The organism is Cytobacillus oceanisediminis 2691 (assembly GCF_007678455.1).
GTDB classification, from domain to species: domain Bacteria; phylum Bacillota; class Bacilli; order Bacillales; family Cytobacillaceae; genus Mesobacillus; species Mesobacillus oceanisediminis_A.
Window position 1 is genome coordinate 1 of the sequence record NZ_VEEP01000456.1, and the last position, 229, is coordinate 229.

At 52.0% G+C, this 229-nt stretch carries 1 pseudogene; it reads right to left on the reverse strand.

The annotated features are described in order from the left end of the window. Positions 1–47: 47 nt before the first annotated feature. Positions 48–229 (reverse strand): annotated as a pseudogene (locus tag FS736_RS25020) (ABC transporter permease); the annotation flags it as partial.

Consider the following 229-nt stretch of genomic DNA (forward strand, 5'->3'; position numbering starts at 1 on the left):
CCAACCAATCTCGCCACTCCAAAACCATTCCGAACCATTTTTACCACTCAATTCATCCACTCCCGAAAAACATGTAACCCCACCATCCTCCCCCCAACACCCCCCATGATCTCCCTGCCAAGCATACCACCCCCATTCAAGCTTTTCTCTGTTTTCACAACCCTCCCCACAACCACTCCCACCCCCCATACCCTAAAAACGAAAGACACGCCAACCACCATGACACCCA